The organism is Bacillus sp. FSL E2-8887, assembly GCF_038007205.1.
GTDB lineage: Bacteria > Bacillota > Bacilli > Bacillales > Bacillaceae_G > Bacillus_A > Bacillus_A mycoides.
Map to the genome: position 1 here is coordinate 4738361 of NZ_JBBOWS010000001.1, position 20777 is coordinate 4759137.

The following is a 20777-nucleotide window of genomic DNA, read 5'->3' on the forward strand; positions in this document are numbered from 1 at the left end:
TTGCAACTTTTTATACTTTTAAGAAGCGACGAATTGACATTACACTTCCCCACATACCGATTAATGCACCGATTAACATTAATAAACCAGCTAATTGGAATACGAATGGGTTGTATGGTAGAAGCTCGAAAATTGTTCCGCCAAGTTTTTCATTAAACACACCTTGCAACGAATTATACATAACTAAAATTAGGCCAATTGGAATAATTGATCCTAATACTCCTAGGAATAATCCCTCTAACAAGAACGGCCAACGAATAAACCAGTTTGTTGCACCAACAAGTTTCATAATTTCAATCTCAGTACTACGAGCATAAATTGTAATTTTAATTGTGTTAGAGATTAAGAACATCGCTGTGAATAGAAGACCCGCAATTAACGCAATCCCGATGTTACGACCAGTTTTTACAGTATCAAATAATTTTTCAACTTGACCTTTACCGTATTGAACATTACTTACAAACTGCATTTTCTCAATCTTTTTCGCAATTGTTGCCGTATCTGTTGGTTCTTTCGCCTTTACAACAAATACGTTTTTCAGTGGGTTATCTTGCTCAAATAACTCGAACGTTTTTCCACTATCGCCTAAGCTTTTAATTAAACGTTTCAACTCTTCTTCTTTAGAAGAATATTTAATAGAATCTACTTTCGCAATTTTACTCATATCTTCTTCTAATTTCTTTTGATCAGCTTCTTTTGCTGCTGGATCAACATGCACACGAATTTCTACATCTTGCTCTACTTTCGTCGCAAAATGGTTCATATTCATAATCGCTGTCAAAAAGACACCTACAAGTAATAATGTAACTGTTACTGCACTTACAGAAGCAAATGTCATCCATCCGTTACGGGATAGATTTTTCACACCTTCTCGCAAATGTCGACTAAGGGTTTTAGCCTTCATATCCGTATCCTCCCTCAATCTCGTCTCGAACAATTCTTCCGCCTTCAATTGCAATTACACGATGACGAATTGTATTTACGATATCTGCGTTATGTGTCGCCATAACAATCGTTGTACCACGCTCATTAATACGTTTAAAAATCTTCATAATATCAAGAGCTGTTTCAATATCTAAGTTACCTGTTGGCTCATCGGCAATTACAACCTTTGGCTTATTTACAATCGCTCTTGCAATCGCCACACGTTGTTGCTCTCCGCCCGAAAGCTCATTTGGAAGTGCATCGGCACGCTCTTCAAGACCAACAAGACCTAACACTTCTGTAACGCGCTCACGAATCGCTTCCTTCTCTTCTTCAATTACTTCTAAAGCAAACGCAACATTCTCATATACCGTTAATTTAGGTAGCAATTTAAAATCTTGGAAAATCACGCCTAATTGACGACGGAAATATGGAACATCTCTTTCTGCTAATGTTTCAATTACAAGTCCATTTACATTAATTGATCCTGTAGATGGCTTCTCTTCACGATACATCATTTTAATAAATGTAGATTTTCCGGCTCCACTCGGTCCAACTACGTATACGAATTCACCTTGTTTAATGTTAACTGTGAGACCAGCAATGGCTTTCATACCATTTGGGTACTCCTTATAAACATTCGTCATTTTTATCATTATTTATCACCCAATACTTAATGATTTTTTTAGAAATACTTTTCTGTACATTTGAAAATAAAAGAAAAACCTTTATTTTCATTCGACCATTCTTGTTGAAGGTAGCTTCCATACATGCTTTTTATTAGCAACGCTACTCTATGTAATATATTTCATCAAAATTCTACAAACCCCATTGTAACATCAATCGGTTTCCAATTCGGATACAATTTTGTTACAGTTATGTTACATCCTAATAAAAGGTAAACGAGCTCATGTAATTACTTAACTCGAAGCACTTTTCGGTCAAGTTATACAATCAGCTCGTTTATTAATTACGTTTCTTATTTATGCTCCGCTAACCATTCAGCTACTTTTTTCGCATCTTCACCTTGAATAATTCCTGGTGACATTGAACCGCGGCCTTTTTCAATAATCTTTTCAATCTCTGCTGCGTCATATTTCTGTCCTACTTTTCGTAAATCTGGTCCAGTTGCTCCTGATAAATCTTTAGCGTGACAACCTATACAACTTTTTTGGTAAATTTGCTCTGCGCTATCTGTGCTTGCAGATTGTTTTGATGGTTTACTCTCTTCTTTATTTCCACATGCTCCTAAAGCAAAAACGACTGATGTCCCCAGCGTAATAGCCAACAATTTCTTTTTCACTTCTATCGCTCCCCATTGTTGATATTCTTTTCATTCATAACTAGGCAATAGTTTTCATAACACATTCAATATTCATTATAAGCATTATCTTTATATAGAAAAACTAAGGTGTATTTCATATTTTTCACAAATATAGTGAGAAGCCTAATAAAATAAGCTTTCATAAATTGTTTCAATTCTGTGAACACCTTAAAAAATTTTATAAAGGGCCTTTTTCTCCAAAGAAAAACTGAGAATCCCTATATAAAGCTCTACTCTATTACCACTTTGTTTTACTATTCTCTACCTTTTACAAAACAATATACGGCATTGTATTCTACATATAATCTCATCAAAAAGAGAAGTTGTCGTTTCCAACTTCTCTTCCTCTTTATTTCATCAATATAAATAAGATAAACCTCTTTATATCCTCTTGGACCTCAGCATGTGCCAACAATTCTGTTGGCTTTTTCTCTTATTAAATACGAGAACGTAAATACGCATCAATAAACGGATTAATTTCTCCATCCATAACTGCTTGTACGTTACCAACTTCTGTATTTGTACGATGGTCTTTCACAAGAGAATACGGGTGGAATACGTAAGAACGGATTTGGCTTCCCCATCCAATTTCTTTTTGCTCTCCGCGAATCTCATCTAATTGTGCTTGTTGTTCTTCTAATTTCTTTTGATATAATTTCGCTTTTAGCATTTTCATCGCATGCTCACGGTTTTTAATTTGAGAACGCTCTGACTGACATGTTACAACCGTGTTTGTCGGTAGATGAGTTATACGAACTGCTGAATCTGTCGTATTAACGTGCTGTCCACCTGCACCACTTGCACGATACGTATCTATTTTCAAATCTTCTGTACGCACTTCAATTTCAACTTCATCATTGAATTCAGGTACAACTTCACAAGATACGAACGATGTATGACGACGACCTGAAGAATCGAACGGTGAAATACGTACAAGACGATGTACACCTTTCTCCGCTTTCAAGTAACCGTAAGCGTTATGACCTTTAATTAATAATGTAACACTCTTAATACCAGCTTCATCGCCCGGTAAGTAGTCAACCGTTTCTACTTTAAACCTACGTTTTTCAGCCCAGCGCGTGTACATACGTAATAACATAGAACCCCAGTCTTGTGATTCTGTTCCACCTGCACCTGGGTGTAATTCTAAAATAGCGTTATTTTTATCATAAGGATCGCTTAATAGTAACTGCAGCTCGTACTCATTCATTTCTTGAATTAAAGTTTTCACTTCAGATTCTAGTTCCTCATGTAAATCTTCATCATACTCTTCTTTAAGTAAGTCATGCGTCATTTCTAAGTTTTCGAACGTCTCATCTAACTGACGGAACCTTCCAACCATATCTTTCAGCGCATTCGCTTCATTAATTACAGCTTGTGCGCCTTGTTGGTCATCCCAAAATCCTGCGCCCATCATCGTTTCTTCTAATTCTGCAATTTGTTTTTCCTTAGTAGGAAGGTCAAAGAGACCCCCTAAAAGCCGCTAATCTCTTAGCCATTTTTTCTAGTTCTTGCCTAATTTCTACTAATTCCATTTCCTTCACCTCTATGTAATTGCTGTTACTTTCATATGAAAACAAGGGAAACCCTCTCCACTTATTACGGAGAGAGTTTAAACCTTTTCATTATACATTTTTGATGTAAAAGTTTGCAAAGCAGCCTGAACTACAGTTCCCTATTACTGCCCAATGCCACAACAGTTTTTATATTTCTTGCCACTACCGCATTTACATAAATCGTTGCGTCCCATTTGGTCACCTTTTACAACCGGTTTTTTCTTCGCGTCTTCGCCATCGCTTGATGGATGAACAGCTTCACCTTGAACAACTTCTTGACGCTCTAAGTTTTGCTCAATTTCAGCTTTCATAATGTAACGAGAGATTTCCTCTTCAATAGAAGCGATCATAGACTCGAACATTGCGAATCCTTCCATTTGGTATTCACGAAGTGGATCGATTTGTCCGTAAGCACGTAAATGAATACCTTCACGAAGATGATCCATTGCATCGATATGATCTGTCCATTTCGTATCTACAACACGGAATACAACAACCTTTTCGAATTCACGCGTCTGCTCTTCAGGTAGAAGCTTCTCTCTTTCGTTATAACGCTCTAACAATTTCGCGATAATTGATTCGCTCATTTCTTCTGGAGCAAGGCGACGTAACTCTTCTTCTTTTACATCTCCTTCTTCAAGAAGGTTTGTATTTAAGTAATCGACAAGACCTTTAATGCTCCAATCTTCTTCGATTTCTTCTTGCGTATGAAGTGCAACAGCACGTTCTATCGTAGATTTCATCATACCTTCAATAATACTGCGTAAGTTCTCTGAATCCATTACTTCTTGACGCTGTTTATAAATTACTTCACGTTGTTGACGAAGTACATCGTCGTATTGCAATAGCTGCTTACGTGCATCATAGTTATTTCCTTCCACACGTTTTTGCGCAGATTCTACAGCACGAGAAACCATTTTACTTTCGATTGGCTGTGAATCATCCATACCAAGACGATCCATCATCGCTTTCATATTGTCAGAACCGAAGCGGCGCATTAGTTCATCTTCCATTGATAAGTAGAACTGTGTTACACCAGGGTCCCCTTGACGACCAGAACGACCACGTAACTGATTATCAATACGACGGCTTTCGTGACGCTCTGTACCGATAACTGCTAGGCCAACGTTTCTAATATCGTCGCCTAACTTAATATCCGTACCACGACCAGCCATATTCGTCGCAATTGTTACAGCGCCTTTCATACCAGCTTCTGCAATGATATCTGCTTCACGCGCATGGTTTTTTGCATTTAAGATGTTATGACGTACACCTTTACGTGTTAACATTTTTGAAATAAGCTCTGACGTTTCAATTGCAACTGTACCAACAAGAATAGGTTGCCCTTGCTTATGACGATTTACAATATCCTCAACAACTGCATTGAATTTACCTTCCATTGATTTGAAGATTAAATCAGCACGATCATCACGAATAATATCTTTATTCGTTGGAATTACGATAACATTCATATTGTAAATACTACGGAATTCTTCTTCTTCCGTTTTCGCTGTACCAGTCATACCAGATAATTTTTCGTACATACGGAAGTAGTTTTGGAACGTAATTGTTGCAAGCGTCATACTTTCATTTTGAATTTCTACGCCTTCTTTTGCTTCAATAGCTTGATGTAAACCTTCGCTATAACGACGACCTTTCATAAGACGACCAGTGAATTGGTCTACGATTACGATTTCGCCTTCTTGTACAACATAATCTGTATCAAGGTGCATAACAACGTGTGCACGAAGCGCCTGATTAATATGGTGAAGAAGTGCTACATGTTTTAAATCGAATAAGTTATCGATATGGAAAGCTTTCTCAGCTTTCGTAATACCATCTTCTGTTAACATTACATTTTTCGTTTTCACATCAAATGAATATTCTTTTTCATTTTCTAATGTACGAACGAATGCATTTGCAAACATGTATAGCTCTGCTGATTTTTGAGCTTGTCCCGAAATAATAAGCGGCGTACGTGCTTCATCGACTAAAATAGAATCGACTTCATCGATGATAGCAAAATTAAGTGGACGCTGAACGCACTGCTCTCTATATAACACCATGTTGTCACGTAAGTAATCGAACCCAAGCTCGTTATTTGTGCTATACGTAATATCAGCAGCATAAGCAGCTTGTTTCTCTTCACGTGACATACTATTTAAGTTAATCCCTACAGTTAGGCCAAGGAACTCATGAAGTTGTCCCATTTCGCTCGCATCACGTTGCGCTAAGTATTCATTGACTGTAACAACGTGAACACCTTTTCCTGTTAATGCGTTTAAATATACAGGTAAAGTAGATGTTAACGTTTTACCTTCACCTGTTTTCATCTCAGAGATATTTCCTTCATGTAAGGCGATACCACCCATTAGCTGTACGCCATATGGACGCATTCCAAGAACACGATTCGCTGCTTCACGAACAACCGCAAAAGCTTCAGGAAGTAGATCATCTACTGTCTCACCTTTTGTTAGACGTTCTTTAAATTCAATCGTCTTTCCTTTTAATTGTTCATCAGTTAGCGGCTTAATAGATGATTCTAATGCATCAATTTGCTCCACTGTCTTCTGCATACGTTTAATTTGGCGTTGGTTGACATCAAATACCTTTTTTAAAATACCGATCATAGGAAATACGCTCCTCTTTTATTAAAATAAAACTTCCGATTGCTTTCTTTTTCTCTTTACAATCAGTCGTTATAAAAATCAAATTTATGTTATGCCAATTTTTCTCCTAATTTAAAAAGCTAAAATGTATAAACCTAATGATAATTGTAACACTTGTCTTATAACTATGACAACAATCGTCCAAATGTCGAGCCATAGATTCAGAAAAAGTTTTTATTTTATTTTATTTCTTCCAACAAACTACTATCTCTTCGTTACAAATTTTGTATTAAATCTAAGTAGTATTCTTTCAAGTTCTCTTTTAAAGAAGATGGCTCAATTATTTTTATAGTTTTACCAAAACTAGCTAGATATGAAATGATAAAGTTGATTTCAGCAGGCTCATAAGTTCCTATTAAATATGTATCTTCACATTCTTCCCATAATTTCATCGAAGGATATTGTTGTTGCTTGAATATCTCTATCCCCCTCGCAGTAATTGAGCATTTAAATTGAATAGCTTGTTCAGTTGCCTTCCAAAGACTATGTGCGTTATGTATATTTATATTTTCCAAATCCAGACTATCCTGAGCATCTACCATTTCTAACGACCTAATACGATCACAGCGAAACACTCGATAAGTCGCTTTATCTAAATCGTAAGCCTGACAATACCAATAACCTTTCATTGCATAAATCGAAATCGGCTGAATACGGCGCATTGTCGTTTGTTTCGGCGTTACATAGTTTATAGTTAAAGCCCTATTTTGAACAGCAGCTAACAAAATCTCTTCTAGATAACCACATTCATGTGCTTGTTCTAAATGAAAAAAGGACACTCTTTTTTGCAAGTTTTCAATTTGCTCACGCTGTTTTGACGAAACACTATCTAAAAATTTCTTATTAATGGAACGAAACGAGATTTGAAAAGGAATACTTACAAAACTACTTAGTGCTTGCATTGCAAAATAAAGTGCAAAAACTTCATGATTTGTAAATGAAATCGGTGGTAATGTCATCGTTTTTATTAAACGATACCCTCCATACCGACCATACTCTGCAAAAAGAGGTACACCCATTTCCTCTAATGATGCAATATCACGTAAAGCTGTCCTTTTTGAAATTTGAAATTCATCCATTAAATCTTTCAATGTGAATATTTGTTTTTGATTAATAAAACGTAGCATCTGATTTAAACGCTCAACTTTTTTCATAAACTCTCCCTATAAGTGCCAATGCGTGGCACCTTATATTTGTATAGTAATAAGTGTAAACATATATGAAGGAGGCAATACAATGAACTTTGAAGTAATCCCTTTTTTATCATTAAATGGGCAAGGTGCTAAAGCAATTGCATTTTACGAACAGTATTTAGACGCAAAAGTTTTATTTAAAAAGAATTATAAAGAAATGAAAGAAATAGATCCTAATTTCACGTATAAAGAAAGCCAAGAACATTATATTACCCATTCCGTTTTACAAATTGGCACTAATAAAATTATGATTGCAGAACAGGCAGTGGATTCCACACGTCCTTGGCAATTAAGTAATAGCTCATCATTATGCATTCAATCTAAAGATTTCCAAACCATTGAAGCACTCTATCACAATCTAATTCAACATGATGAGATTTATATTTTAACACCTTTTGAAAAAAACTCCTTCAGCCCTGGTTACGCCATTGTGCGAGATCCTTTTGGAATAGTAATACAATTGACCGTTACAAAACATGACTTCTAAATTTCATTACGAATAAGCCATTTAAATTCATATCAATATTACAAGATAGGAAGGCAAAAACATATAAAAAAAGCGCAGCCATTTCGGCTGCGCTTTTGAATGATTATTTAGTTTCGATTAAACCATATTTCCCATCTTTACGGCCATATACAACATTAGTTTCATTTGTATCAGCATTTGTGAAGACGAAGAAACTATGTCCTAGCATATCCATTTGCAAGATCGCTTCTTCAACGTCCATCGGTTTTAAATCGAATCGTTTTGTACGTACAAGTTCTAATTCATCCTCTTCTACCGCATCCAGAACAGCTACTGCTTCCGGAAGGATAAAGTTAGTTTTCATAGAACCTTTCTCACGTAATTTACGGTTTACTTTTGTTTTATGTTTACGAATTTGTCGCTCAATTTTATCAACTACTAAATCAATCGCAGCGTACATATCGCTATTTGTTTCTTCTGCACGAAGTAATAAATCTGTAAATGGAATTGTTACCTCGATACGTTGCTTGTCAGAGTATACTTTTAAATTAACCTTAATCTCTGGGAATGTATCAAAATAACGCTCTAATTTACTTAGCTTTTTCTCTACATATTCCTTTAATGCTGGAGTTACTTCAATATTTTCACCACGAATGTTGAATTTCATAGATGAATTCCTCCTTTCAAGCCTATGTACTATAATTTCGACATTGGCTTAAAAACTCCTTCTAATTTTTTTAAAAAATTAGTGGAATTGCGATTTTTTTATCGTTTTTTGTTGAAATGAAAAGATGCATCGTTTCTATCTTTATTTTATCCTATTAACATCGTGAATAACGAATGTAACTGTGGACAATTAGTTACAGAAAAGAAACAACTTTTTGACAACTCATCTAAAACAAAAAAGCCCTTGTTACGAACAAGAGCTTTCGCCATCTATATAATGCTGCTAAAAATACAGCTCTATCTTTTCCAAAAACTTAATTTTTACAGTTTCACAACATTAGCCGCTTGTGGCCCACGTGCTCCATCAACAATATCAAACTCCACTTGTTGACCTTCTTCTAACGACTTATACCCATCTTGTTGAATAGCAGAAAAATGAACAAACACATCGTCACCATCTTCACGCTCAATAAACCCAAATCCCTTTTCTGCATTGAACCATTTTACTCGTCCTTGCATGTTCATTCCATTCCCTTCACTCTTAAAATCAGGGCATTCGCCCCATATTCTGACTATAACGAATGACAAGACTGTAAGTCAAAGAAGACCTGTCGTCTTTTTATTACTCCTTTCGACATTCACATATTAACCTCTACAAAGCGTCAAACAAGAAACCTCTCCCGCTCCTCGATCATACAAAAGACTTCCAATTTGCCTAACAGTAATTCCTGTCGTATACACATCATCCACGATTAAAACGTGTTGCTCATGAAACATCTCTTCTCCCTGAAAATAAAAAGGATTAACTCCCGATATCCTTTCTTTACGCTTCTTCTTACTTTGTTTTTCTGTTTCTATTCTTCTTAATGATGTACAAAACATTTTGATAGGCAAACAAGAAGCTAGTAACTCCGCCTGATTAAAACCACGCTCGTATTCTCGCTCTTCACTAAGAGGGACCGGAATGGCAACTGAAACATTCGCAAAATATTTTTGAAAAAGACTTCGAAAAGGCTGATGAAAAATATGCACTAATTCAGCATCTCCTCGAAATTTAAACTGTGCTAATATTTCTTTCATCCCTTCATCATACACATGCAACGAACGATTTATGAGAGACGGAAACCCCTGCTCGTTCGTCCACCTTATGCAGTCCATACAAATATCCCCATTTTTATATTCAGCTGGTACAAGTTCTAAAGGCCGACCACACTCCTTGCAAATATCTCCTATAATATAGGAAAGTTTTTGTTCACATCTATCACATATATACTTTTTATGAAGCTTAACAAAAAAAGTGTACCAACTAATCGCATATGAAATATACTCATCACAAAGTAGACAATGCATCAATCTATCAGTCCTTGTTCTTTAGCATTCTTATTCATACTTTGAATATGTTTTTTTGCACGCACCATCGCCTCTGTCTTTCCATAATGAAAATAGATAACATCTCCATGCGGTTCATCAGAGCTTCTGCCAGCACGCCCTGCAATTTGAACGAGAGCACTTTCTGAAAATATTTCTTCCTCAGCTCCTAAAACTGCAACTTGTAAATTTTTAATAGTTACTCCTCGTTCCAAAATCGTCGTTGTAACTAATAAAGGGATTTCTCCTTTTCTGAAAGCTGCTACCTTCTCTTTTCTCGCCGGATCTTCTGCATGCACACCGTCAACTTGATTGTTTAATGATTTTAATAACTGGCTAATTTCTTCTACATATCGCACATGAGGAACAAATAGAAAAATGGGGTATCGTTTCGATAAGTACAGATTTAACCATTGTAATAAAGCACGAGGAATTTTTTTACGTATAAGACCCTTTTTCCAATTTCCGCACCACCGAAATATCGGAACTGGCAATGGATGACGATGGTATCGCCCTGAAATAATAACCCCTTTTTGCTTACCACTTCGCAACTTACGCTTCCACTTTTCATCTGGAGTTGCAGTTAAATAAATACGTGCTGCCTTCTCTTTCATCGCTTCGTTTACTGCATACTGCAACATCTTATCTGCATGATACGGAAAAGCATCTATCTCATCTACAATCATGACATGGAACGCCCTATAATAACGTAACAATTGATGTGTAGTTGCAACGATTAACGCCGCATCTTTTTCTCGGTCTAAACTCCCTCCGTATAAAGCAGCTACATTTATATTTGGAAACACTTCTTGTAATCTTGGTGCTAATTCAAGTACAACGTCCGTTCTCGGCGTTGCAATACAAACTCTTTCTCCCTTTTGTAGTGCCTCTGCAATTCCGCGAAACAACATTTCTGTTTTTCCAGCCCCGCACACCGCCCAAATAAAAAATGATTCTTTCTGCTTAACAGCGTCAACGACACTTTGCGCAGCTAACTCCTGACCGTCAGACAAAACGCCTTCCCACTGTAACGGATTCAAATAACTTTCTCCGCTTATTTCAGCAATCCCGCGAACAAGTACAGTACATTCACTTACCCTGCCCATCGTTATACATTTCCGGCAATACGTACATACTTCATTGCACCTTTTACATAGCAATGATGCAAATAGTCGCTGCTCTATATTTCCGCAGCGCTGACACATATATTTTGAAGACTTCTTAATTACCCCTTGTACACAAACGACGTCTCGATTCCTTTTCAGATGATCCAATTTATTCTGCAAATCTGAAGAGAGTTCTTCTAACAGTAACTGTCTACCAGCTAACATCATCAATAGCCACCTCCAGCACTACTATAAATCCTGCTCTTTATCTCGTAAAAACTCAAAAAAGCCGATAACCTACTTATAAAATAGTAGGCTATCGACTTTATACACGTTTTTTATTCAATTATAAATCCTATAATCTACCGTAACCTAAGAAATGTTTTTGGTTGTAGCTACTGCTTAAGCTAGCGTAAGCAATCCCTTTATCACCTGCATGAATCATCTGGTCGTTACCAACGTAAATACCGATGTGAGATGGACCTGCTTTATAAGTACCTTGGAAGAATACTAAATCTCCAGGTTGTGGGCTACTTACTTTCGAAACTGAGTTCCAGTAACCTGCAACGTCTTGACGACCTACACCATAAATGTAAGAAATAAATCCACTACAGTCAAAACCACCGTTTGATGGAGATGCACTTCCCCAAACATATGGCTTACCTAAGTATTGTTGCGCTTTACCAATTACGCCAGGAGCCGGAGTTGGACCTGGTGCTGGCTCTGGTTTTTTATTTTCTTGTTTAGGTGTCTCTTTTTTAGGCTCTTCTTTTTTAGGTTCTTCTTTTTGAGCTTGTCCAGCATTGTTTGCTGGTGCAGCTTGTTCTGCAGGCGCTTGCGCTGGTGCAGCTTGTTGAGCTTGTGCTTCTTTAGCAGCTTGTTCTGCTTGTTTTTGAGCAGCAGCTTCTTGTGCCGCTTTTGCTTGCGCTTCTTCTTCCGCAATACGTTGTAATTGCAGTGCTTGTTTCTCAAGATCTTGTAATTGACTTTCCGTACTTGTCATTGTAGTTACAACTGTATCCATTTTACCACTTAAATCGTTTACTGCTGTTGCTTTTTTCTCTTTTTCAACGTCAAGTTCTTTCTTAGCAGTTTCAATTTGAGCTTGTGCTTCTTTTAATTCTTTTTGTTTTTCTTTTACTGTCTCAACATCTTTTTTCACGCTCGTTTGATCTTCTTGTTGTGTTTTCATGATATCTTCGTCAGATTCCATAATTTTAGACACAGAAGCTAAACGATCAACTAAATCTGCAACGTTTTTAGAGTTTACAAGAACTTCTGTTACAATGTTCGTATTTGGCTGTTCTTGTAGTGCAACTAAACGTTTTCTTAATAACTCTTCACGTTTTGCAATCTTTGTTTGTAGTTCTGCAATATCTTTATTTTTATTTTCGATTAATTGCTCAGTATCAGAAACTTTTTTTGTTGTTTCATCAAGTTTTGAAGCGTTCTCTTGAACAGACTTATCCAAACCTTGGATTGTTTTGTTTAAGTCATTCATTTGTTTTTGTAATTCATCACGTTCTTGTTGTTGTTTATGTAAAGTATCATTTTGTGTGTTAATTTGTGATTTCACGTCAGAAATTTTATCTTCTGCAAATACATTTGGTGTTAGCCCAGAAAACATTAACCCTGCAACTAATGCACAAGATGCCATTTTTAGCTTTTTCATTTTATTTTTTACACCGCTTTCTTTTTTTCATTTTCCGTATATAACCTATTAAAATTTATACCATAATTCGGGAGTTTTTTTGCTAATGTTACGGTTTTGTAAAATAAATGTAATATTAAATTTATCTCTATAGCAAAGTATATCTAAATTTGTATATATATGTAGAATTTCAAGAGCCTTACACCGTTTTTTATAGGATTGAAAAAAAACGTAAGGGAACCCCTTACGTTTTGAAAATACTCCAATATGAATGAAATAGAAACATTACTTCATCCATTTCTCAGCCCAATTTTGGACCTCATCCATAACACTTTCCAACGCTTTCCCTTTATCAGTTACACCGTACTCTATTCTAACTGGTACTTCTGGGTAAACATTACGAACTACAATACCTTCGCCTTCTAATTCCTTTAAACGTTCTGACAACATACGATCGCTCATATTCGGTATAATATCTGCGATTTCTCTGAAACGTTTCGGCTCTTCGAGCAAAGATTTAATAATTAAGCCAGTCCATTTCTTACTAAGCATTGTAAAAGCTGACTCAAACTTTGGACATAAACAAGAATTATGCTCCATATGTTTCACCTCTCTTCTATTATAATATAGTTTCTTGTAAAAAGTAAGTAATAAAACTTTCCTCATTATTTAATTTTACATACATTTTACCATTTCCAAATATTAACTTGTCAAATCCCCGTAAAAAAACCCTCTTCAAGTAAGAGAGCTTTTATATCTTTATCACTTCGTATACCAACCTAAACCAAGCGCACCTTCACCTAAATGCGTCCCAATTACAGCTCCGAAATAACTCGTACGAATTGTAACATGAGGGTATATCTCTTCTAATTCTTGTTTCCATTCATTAGCTTCCTCTTCACGATTCGCATGAATAATAACAGCTTCCATAGGCACACCTTTATTCGCCTGCTCATCAAAGATTTCAACGATACGCTTTAACGCTTTTTTACGCGTACGAATTTTTTCGAATGGAATAATTACTTTATCTCTAAAGTATAATACTGGTTTTACTTGTAACAAACTACCGATGAAAGCTTGTGCACTATTTAATCTTCCACCACGTTGTAAATGATGTAAATCATCCACTACAAAATAAGCATCCATCGTTTTCTTCATTTCATCAAAGCGAGCGATAATCTCTTCTGGGGCTTTCCCTTCACTTACTAATTTTGCCCCTTCACGCACGTAAAACCCTTGTACTTCACAACTAATTTCAGAGTCGTACGTATATACATCAATACCATCTACCATCTGTCCAGCTGCCGTTGCTGTTTGATATGTACCACTAATTCCACTGGAAAGGTGAATGCTAATAACTGCATCATATTCTTTAGATAACTCTTCATATAACTCTAAAAACTTGCCAATTGCTGGTTGCGAAGTTTTCGGAAGTTCCTCTTGTTCACGTACCTTTATATAAAAATCATTTGCTGAAACTTCAGCCTCTTCTTGATAAGATTCCGTTCCAAACACAACGTTTAATGGAATCATATATATATTGAGTTCGTCACGAATATGCTTCGGTATATATGCTGTACTATCGGTAACAATAGCTGTTTTCATTTTCGTACCTGCCTTATAAAAAATTTTTATCCCCTAATTTTACACGAAAACTAGAAAAGGTGCATCCATACATAAAAATGCCGGCTAGAAACTACAATCACTCGCTCGACAAATTACAACAAAAAGATAAAATACTCACCAAAAATTTCAACATATTTGTAAAAAATGTTTGAATATAAAAACGCTCGCTTTTAAAATGTAAAGTACTAGTTATTTTGAAAGATAGGGGCGTATACCATTGTTATTACAATATTTAACAATAAAAGGCTATGGAGAGCACGAAATTGTGATTCAAAAATCAAGATTCATTTGCTATGTGAATCGCGCCACAACGGAAGAGGAAGCTCAAACATTTATACAAAAAATAAAAAAACAGCATTGGAATGCAACACATAATTGTTCCGCATATTTAATCGGTGAACAAGATCAAATTCAAAAGGCAAACGATGACGGCGAACCGAGCGGCACAGCTGGTGTACCTATGTTAGAAGTATTAAAAAAGCGAGGCCTAAAGGATACTGTCGTTGTCGTCACACGCTATTTTGGTGGCATTAAACTTGGTGCTGGTGGATTAATTCGCGCATATGGAAAATGTACAAGTGAAGGACTTAATCACGTAGGCGTTGTTGAGCGAAAACTAATGCGCGTTATGGAAACAGAAATTGATTACACATTGCTTGGCAAAGTTGAAAATGAATTACGTAATTCAGAATATAACATTAAAGATATACATTATCTAGAAAACGTCACATTCGATACGTATGTAGAAGAAAATCGAAAACAAACATTTACAGATTGGATGATTGAATTAACAAACGGGAAGTGTACAATTAAAGAAGGAGATATGTTGTACTTAGAACAAGGTGTTATCTAAGAATAGCTAACTTATCGCCTTTAAAGATTAATGTAGTGAATTAATTCCCTACAAATGAACTAAGGAGATTATATATGGAAGAACATTATTATCATCTCCAAAATAGCAGAATAAAAAAGAAACGTAGAAGAAAGTTTTTCTTCTTTCTTATTTTCGCATTTTTATTTGGTAGCGTAGGACTTTATATGTTAAATTCCTACACTTCTCTCATGGGGATGTACAGTGGATTTAGCCGTGAAAAATCTAAATTACGAGCAGAAGATGTGGAAATCACAAAAAAACCTTTCACAATACTAATTATGGGTATTGAGGATTACGCAACAGATGGTCAAAACGGCCGAACAGATTCACTCATGTTCGCGACAGTTAATCCCAACTCAAAAAAGGTTTCACTTATGAGTATCCCACGCGATTCTCGTGTTAAGATTGTTGGCAAAAATAAAGAAGACAAAATTAACGCTGCCCATGCTTACGGTGGAGAAAAAATGGCAATCGACACCGTCGAAGAGTTTTTAAAAGTTCCTGTTGATCATTATATTAAAATTGATTTCCAAGGATTTAAAGGTATCGTTGATGCTGTTGACGGTATTACCGTTGATGTCCCCTTCGATTTCTGGGAACGCTCTGACGTGGATTACTATAAAAAAATCCAATTTAAACAAGGTCAACAGAACTTAAATGGTGAAGAAGCACTCGCATACGTCCGTATGCGAAAGCAAGATCCTAACGGTGATTATGGTCGAGCTGCTAGACAAAGACAAGTACTGGCTGCTGTTGCCCAAAAGCTAAACTCTGCTTCTACCGTATTTAAAATTAAAGATTTAACAAAGGTAGTTGGAAAATATATAAAAACCGATATTCCTATTTCAGACGGACTTGCTCTTTACAATAAAATCTCTGGATTCGACCCTTCTACAATACAAACGTTAAAACTTGAAGGAGAAGACAGAAAAATTGGCGGTATTTATTACTTCCTTCCAGATCCAATCAGTGTAGAGACTGTACGTAACGAAATTGAAAAGGAAATAGGAGAAAAAGCAAAAGTTCCAACAGAGACTACGAAAAATGAGAATACAAATTCCGATTCAAATTCTAACTCCAGCGCAAAAGCAAAGAAGGAGCCGAGTGAGAACAAAACACCACCTCCTCCTCCCCCTTCTACAAATGCTCATGCAGAGTGGATTATGAGGAATCATGAATAAAAAAAGAGCCAAATCGTATACGATTTGGCTCTTTTTATTTCACGCAATTGTTGTTACTTCTTAAAGTGTTGTAAAATCGCTTCTACAATACGCTCAGATGCACGACCATCGCCGTAAGGGTTAGATGCTTTCGTCATCTTATCATGAGCTTCTTTATCAGATAACAACTCATCAGCAAGACCAAAGATTGTCTCTTCATCTGTTCCTGCTAATTTCAGCGTACCTGCTTCGATACCTTCTGGGCGTTCCGTCGTATCACGAAGGACAAGGACTGGCACACCTAGTGATGGTGCTTCCTCTTGTACACCACCAGAATCAGTTAACATTAAGTATGAACGAGCTGCAACGTTATGGAAATCAATTACATCTAACGGCTCAATTAAATGAATACGGCTATGCTCGCCTAAAATATCATTCGCTATTTCGCGAACAACAGGATTCATATGAACAGGGTATACAACTTGTACATCTTCGTGCTTATCAACAAGACGCTTAATTGCACGGAACATATTGCGCATTGGTTCTCCTAAATTTTCACGACGGTGTGCTGTCATAAGTACAAGACGATCATTTCCAAGTTTCTCTAACACCGAATGGCTATAAGTTTCTTTTACAGTTGTCTTCAGTGCATCGATCGCTGTATTTCCTGTTACGAAAATGCGTGACTCATCTTTATTTTCTTTTTGTAAGTTCGTTGCTGATTTTGTTGTAGGTGAGAAATGAAGATCCGCCATTACACCTGTTAGTTGGCGATTCATCTCTTCTGGATATGGAGAATACTTATCCCATGTACGAAGTCCTGCTTCAACATGTCCTACTGGAATTTGATTATAGAAAGCAGCTAAGCTTGCAATAAATGTCGTCGTTGTATCACCATGCACAAGTACGATATCAGGCTTCGCTTCTTTCATTACTTTATCTAAACCTTCTAAACCACGTGTTGTAATATCGATTAACGTTTGACGATCTTTCATGATATTCAAATCGAAATCTGGCGTAATTCCAAAGATATTTAATACTTGATCTAACATTTGACGGTGTTGTGCTGTTACAGTCACAATTGATTCAATCTTTTCTGGGTGCTTTTGCAACTCTAATACAAGAGGGGCCATTTTAATTGCTTCTGGTCGTGTCCCGAAAATTGTCATTACTTTTAAACGTTCAGTCATTTCATTGCCTCTTTTCTTTCACTAGTTAAAACTTCTATTATCGCATATAAAAATATGCATGTGAAAATACATTTTTTAACGAGCCTGAGAAACATTACTATTACAGACGTCTTTTCGCCCAACTGAGTAATAATCTAATCCATGCTTCTCGGCATCCTCATTAGTATAACAATTTCTCCCATCAAATAGAATAGGTTCCCTCATAAGCTGTGCATACTTTTCTAGCGGATAATTTCGAATTGATTCCCATTCTGTTACGATAAAAACTGCATGCGCCTCTCTAATCGATTCATCTATACACTCAGCGTATCGTATTTCCAAATAAACTTCTTACATTTTGAATAGCTTGTGGGTCATATAAAACCACATCCGCACCCATATTAATTAATTCTTCTATCATAATAAGAGATGGTGCTTCCCTAATATCGTCAGTATTCGGTTTGAATGCTGCACCAAGAACCGCAATTCGCTTCTTCTTCATACCTATAATTTTCTTCGCTTTTTCAACTAACAACAACTGTTGTTTATTATTCACTTCAATGACTGCTTTCAACAAGCGAAAATCATGAGAAACATTCCCTGCAATTTGCACAAGTGCTTTCGTATCTTTTGGAAAACAAGATCCTCCATATCCGATGCCTGCATTTAAAAAAGATGCACCAATTCTCTTATCCATCCCCATCCCTGTAGCTACATCTACTATATCTGCACCCACTTGCTCACATATATTAGAAATTTCATTAATAAAACTAATCTTCGTAGCTAAAAAAGCATTAGATGCATATTTAATCATCTCAGCACTTCGAATATCTGTAATATACGTTTGTAAGCTTAATTTGCTGTACAAATTCTCTACTTTCCTTGCCGCTTCTTCACTACATGATCCAATTACGATACGATCACCATGAAAAAAATCATAAATACCAGAACCTTCTCTTAAAAACTCTGGATTCGATACAATATATAATTCATGTCTACCTTGTAGTTTCCCCTCAATCCATTCTCTCATTACATCATTTGTCCCTACAGGAACCGTACTTTTCGTAACAACAATAATATCGTTATTCACATATGTTCCAATATCATCACAAGCACTACGAATATACGTTAAATCTGCTGTTCCATCTAATAAAGATGGCGTTCCAACTGCAATAAATATAAACTCTACATCATTAAATGCCGTTGATTTACTTGCTGTAAAAGTTAAATGATTATTCTCGTATGCTTCATTTATTAATTCATTTAATCCACATTCATAAATAGGTAACTCGCCTTGTTTAATCCGTTCAATTTTCCCACTATTTATATCGAAACATGTGACTGAATGTCCCAATCTCGCCAATCCTACTCCTGTAATCAATCCAACATATCCGGTACCTATTATCGTAATTTTCATTTTCTTTTCGCACAGGAATATACATAAGAAAATATACGAATACATAGAACTCCCCCTGCGCTTCCCCCTCTCACACTAAGAATGAGAAAACTCTTTCACTTCTTTATTATATGAATCGTTTTTTTATTATTTTTTAAGATTTTGTAAAGTTAAATGATGCAATATATACAAAATGTAAATTCCCACAATTTAACACGGAACTTACTCATTTTACGTGCAACACTTATAATACTGAAACAAAAGTCATCGCTATATGAGAGGGGAGTACAATGTCATATTACAAGACACAATATGAGATCAACCTTCTCTAAGGACACAACATTCCATATCCAATTGTCATATATTCTATTCACTGCCCTTTACAGCCAAAAGAAAAAAAGATTGAATTCTAATCTTTTTGTGATACCATATGTTATGAGCCTGTAAATAAACATCATAATTTTCAGATAAATAAGATTGAAAAAATTACGTTAAACTATAAAGGGTGGGGTATTAATGGACTCACAAGTGATTTATGCCATTTTGGCATCTTTCATCACTGTACTCGTCGTTACTCCTTTAGTTATTAAATTAGCTTTCAAAATAGGAGCAACAGACAAGCCAAATGCGCGTAAAGTACACCAAAAAATTATGCCTCGTCTTGGCGGGTTAGCAATTTTCATCGGTGTAGCCGTAGGATTTGTTGTCGGTGGATTGTACGAACAAAGAATGTTATCGATAACTTTAGGTGCTATCATCATTGTTATCATCGGGATTTTAGATGATATGTACGAACTATCTGCGAGGGTAAAATTCGGTGGACAACTATTAGTTGCCATCATGATTGTCAAAAGTGGATTATTAGTGCAAGTATTATATATTCCAATTTTCGGAGATACTGAACTCGGATGGCTTGCTTATCCAATTACTGTATTTTGGATTGTAGGTATTACAAATGCCATCAACTTAATTGATGGATTAGATGGATTATCCGCAGGGATTTCATCTATCGTACTTGCAACGCTAGCATATATGGCCTTCACTAGCCCATGGGGTACTGGAGCAGCTATTATATTACCTCTAGCACTGATTACATTAGCAAGTACAATTGGATTTTTATTCTACAACTTCCATCCAGCAAAAATTTTCATGGGAGATACAGGAGCACTATTTTTAGGATACTGTATTTCTGTTATATCGTTACTTGGATTATACAAAAGCGTAACGTTATTCAGTTTTATCGTTCCAATCATTATTTTAGGTGTACCTATATTTGATACGACATTTGCAATTATCCGCCGTATCGTAAATAAAAAGCCTATTTCAGCACCTGATAAATCGCATTTACATCACCGTTTGCTTGCAATGGGATTCTCTCATCGTAAAACGGTACTAATTATTTACGCATTGGGTATTTTCTTTAGTGTAAATGCAATTATTTTCAGTAGTGCAACATTATGGTTATCCATTATTCTTCTTTTCATTTTAATCTTCTTTACAGAAATCATTGCTGAAGTAATCGGTCTTGTACACGAACGTTACAAACCAATTATTTCCTTCTATAAAAAAGTGAAAAAACGCGAAGACTAATTGTAGTATAGCCTTTACTATTATGAAATATTCAAATAG

18 protein-coding genes and 1 pseudogene are annotated in these 20777 nt (G+C 36.0%); 4 read left to right on the plus strand and 15 right to left on the minus strand.

From position 1 onward, the window contains the following. Nucleotides 1-10: 10 nt before the first annotated feature. The 6 genes from ftsX to NSQ08_RS24575 form a co-directional block, all read right to left on the minus strand. Nucleotides 11-904, minus strand: coding sequence for a permease-like cell division protein FtsX (gene ftsX / locus NSQ08_RS24550; RefSeq protein ID WP_002089596.1), 894 nt, complete (start codon nt 902-904; stop codon nt 11-13). Further along, a complete protein-coding gene (gene ftsE / locus NSQ08_RS24555) occupies nt 894-1580 on the minus strand; it encodes a cell division ATP-binding protein FtsE (RefSeq protein ID WP_002016128.1) in 687 nt (228 codons plus the stop codon). Before ftsE ends, ftsX begins: the two co-directional genes overlap by 11 nt. A gap of 323 nt (nt 1581-1903) precedes the next feature. Further along, nucleotides 1904-2227 carry a cytochrome c551 gene (gene cccB, locus NSQ08_RS24560; protein WP_002016129.1) on the minus strand — a complete coding sequence of 108 codons (324 nt, stop codon included), beginning with the start codon at nt 2225-2227 and terminating at the stop codon, nt 1904-1906. Between the two features lie 457 nt (nt 2228-2684). Further along, a protein-coding gene (gene prfB / locus NSQ08_RS24565) for a peptide chain release factor 2 (protein ID WP_100248371.1) occupies nt 2685-3783 on the minus strand; the annotation gives its coding sequence in 2 pieces (ribosomal slippage) (nt 2685-3710 and nt 3712-3783; 1098 coding nt in all). A 143-nt stretch (nt 3784-3926) separates the two neighbouring features. Next, nucleotides 3927-6434 (minus strand): preprotein translocase subunit SecA, encoded by a 2508-nt coding sequence (gene secA / locus NSQ08_RS24570; protein WP_002034761.1) that lies wholly within the window; start codon nt 6432-6434, stop codon nt 3927-3929. A gap of 254 nt (nt 6435-6688) precedes the next feature. After that, nucleotides 6689-7627 carry a helix-turn-helix transcriptional regulator gene (locus tag NSQ08_RS24575; RefSeq protein WP_085312788.1) on the minus strand — a complete coding sequence of 313 codons (939 nt, stop codon included), beginning with the start codon at nt 7625-7627 and terminating at the stop codon, nt 6689-6691. Between the two features lie 82 nt (nt 7628-7709). Here NSQ08_RS24575 and NSQ08_RS24580 point away from each other — a divergent pair, with 82 nt between their 5' ends. Then, on the plus strand, nt 7710-8153 hold the full coding sequence (locus NSQ08_RS24580; protein WP_149191057.1) for a VOC family protein: 444 nt from the start codon (nt 7710-7712) through the stop codon (nt 8151-8153). 103 nt (nt 8154-8256) lie between these two features. Here NSQ08_RS24580 and hpf read toward each other — a convergent pair whose 3' ends face one another. From hpf to NSQ08_RS24615, 7 genes are all read right to left on the minus strand, one after another. After that, nucleotides 8257-8799 (minus strand): ribosome hibernation-promoting factor, HPF/YfiA family, encoded by a 543-nt coding sequence (hpf, locus tag NSQ08_RS24585; RefSeq protein ID WP_002089603.1) that lies wholly within the window; start codon nt 8797-8799, stop codon nt 8257-8259. Between the two features lie 320 nt (nt 8800-9119). Continuing rightward, nucleotides 9120-9317 carry a cold shock protein CspC gene (cspC, locus tag NSQ08_RS24590; protein ID WP_001990088.1) on the minus strand — a complete coding sequence of 66 codons (198 nt, stop codon included), beginning with the start codon at nt 9315-9317 and terminating at the stop codon, nt 9120-9122. Nucleotides 9318-9443: 126 nt separating this feature from the next. After that, on the minus strand, nt 9444-10148 hold the full coding sequence (locus NSQ08_RS24595; RefSeq protein ID WP_340779409.1) for a ComF family protein: 705 nt from the start codon (nt 10146-10148) through the stop codon (nt 9444-9446). Next, on the minus strand, nt 10148-11497 hold the full coding sequence (gene comFA, locus NSQ08_RS24600; protein WP_340780257.1) for an ATP-dependent helicase ComFA: 1350 nt from the start codon (nt 11495-11497) through the stop codon (nt 10148-10150). The genes NSQ08_RS24595 and comFA overlap by 1 nt, the downstream gene beginning before the upstream one ends. A 130-nt stretch (nt 11498-11627) precedes the next feature. Next, the gene (locus NSQ08_RS24605) at nt 11628-12944 is read right to left on the minus strand and encodes a C40 family peptidase (RefSeq protein ID WP_340779412.1); all 1317 of its coding nucleotides are present in this window, start codon (nt 12942-12944) and stop codon (nt 11628-11630) included. A gap of 264 nt (nt 12945-13208) precedes the next feature. Continuing rightward, nucleotides 13209-13523 (minus strand): winged helix-turn-helix transcriptional regulator, encoded by a 315-nt coding sequence (locus NSQ08_RS24610; RefSeq protein ID WP_002089608.1) that lies wholly within the window; start codon nt 13521-13523, stop codon nt 13209-13211. Between the two features lie 162 nt (nt 13524-13685). Beyond that, nucleotides 13686-14528, minus strand: coding sequence for a DegV family protein (locus NSQ08_RS24615; protein ID WP_002143753.1), 843 nt, complete (start codon nt 14526-14528; stop codon nt 13686-13688). Between the two features lie 238 nt (nt 14529-14766). Here NSQ08_RS24615 and NSQ08_RS24620 point away from each other — a divergent pair, with 238 nt between their 5' ends. Then, on the plus strand, nt 14767-15402 hold the full coding sequence (locus NSQ08_RS24620) for a YigZ family protein (protein ID WP_061689030.1): 636 nt from the start codon (nt 14767-14769) through the stop codon (nt 15400-15402). Between the two features lie 74 nt (nt 15403-15476). Beyond that, nucleotides 15477-16604, plus strand: coding sequence for an LCP family protein (locus tag NSQ08_RS24625; protein ID WP_340779421.1), 1128 nt, complete (start codon nt 15477-15479; stop codon nt 16602-16604). 53 nt (nt 16605-16657) lie between these two features. Here NSQ08_RS24625 and wecB read toward each other — a convergent pair whose 3' ends face one another. After that, nucleotides 16658-17773: a non-hydrolyzing UDP-N-acetylglucosamine 2-epimerase gene (gene wecB, locus NSQ08_RS24630; RefSeq protein WP_002034751.1), complete on the minus strand. Its 1116-nt coding sequence runs from the start codon at nt 17771-17773 to the stop codon at nt 16658-16660. A 75-nt stretch (nt 17774-17848) separates the two neighbouring features. Beyond that, nucleotides 17849-19214, minus strand: a pseudogene (locus tag NSQ08_RS24635) (UDP-glucose dehydrogenase family protein). 450 nt (nt 19215-19664) lie between these two features. On the opposite strand from NSQ08_RS24635, the gene NSQ08_RS24640 reads away from it, so the two are divergent. Further along, entirely contained in the window at nt 19665-20738 is a 1074-nt protein-coding gene (locus tag NSQ08_RS24640; protein ID WP_012261991.1) for a glycosyltransferase family 4 protein, read from the plus strand. Nucleotides 20739-20777: the final 39 nt, after the last annotated feature.